Below are 877 nucleotides of genomic sequence, written 5' to 3' on the forward strand. Positions count from 1 at the left end.
GTTCGTCGGCAGCGTCAGATGTGTATAAGAGACAGGGGATGGAGTGGCGGATGACGATCTTGTCGTCGCCGACGAGGACTTCCTTCACGAGAAGACGCAGCACGCGTCGGCGTTCGATTATATCGAGCGCGTCGACGGACGAGCGCAGGCGGTCGAGGAAGCTCGTCACGGATTCGGCGAGACGCAGACAAACTTCCTGCTCCTTCGATTGATCTTCGATCGCTTGCAGCTCCAACAGGCAAGCCTGTTCGCGGCTGCGCAAATCGGGCATGCGACTGCGCAGCTCTTCAAGTGAGAGGAGGCTCTCCTGATAGGCCGTGAGTAGACGTTCGATGCTTTTCCGGGAGCGCGCAAGATCGCGGCGAAGCGTTTCCTCCCGGCGCTGTGTGGGATCGGCATTGCGCGCCGCCTTGAGCCGGCGCTCAAGTTCCTCTTCGATGAGGTGTCGGTCTTCAAGCAAACGCGCGATCTCTTTCCATACTACCTCGTCCAGCAAATCCTGGCGCATCGGGCGACTGTCGCAGACCGGCCCGCCGAGCCGGCGCCAGCCATCCGAGCCCAAGCAGCGGTAGTAATGGATGGTTCGAGCGCTCGACCTGGTGGAGGTGCGATAGAGCCCATAGCCGCATTTGGCGCAGCTCAACAATCCTTGCAGGGCGCTCGGCGTGATCGTGCGTCGCGGGGCATGCTTCTTGTTGGCTTCCAAAAGCTCGTTCGCCAATGCGAAGGTCTCTTCGCTGATGATGGTCGGCACAGGGATTTCGATCCACTCTGTGCGAGGAAGTTCATGATTGGCGCTTTTGCGAGGCGCGACGCCGCCGCGCAATCGCAACGGCCGCGTCACACGCATGCGCGGCGCGATCCGCGTTTTGCCAAA

General features: G+C 61.0%; 1 protein-coding gene. It reads right to left on the minus strand.

What is annotated here, in order from left to right; all coding sequences use genetic code 11:
* The coding region (locus tag IF803_RS42510; protein ID WP_461196167.1) for a recombinase zinc ribbon domain-containing protein at positions 1-877 on the minus strand (877 nt) is incomplete at both ends.

It is taken from the genome of Bradyrhizobium sp. UFLA06-06, from assembly GCF_054820065.1.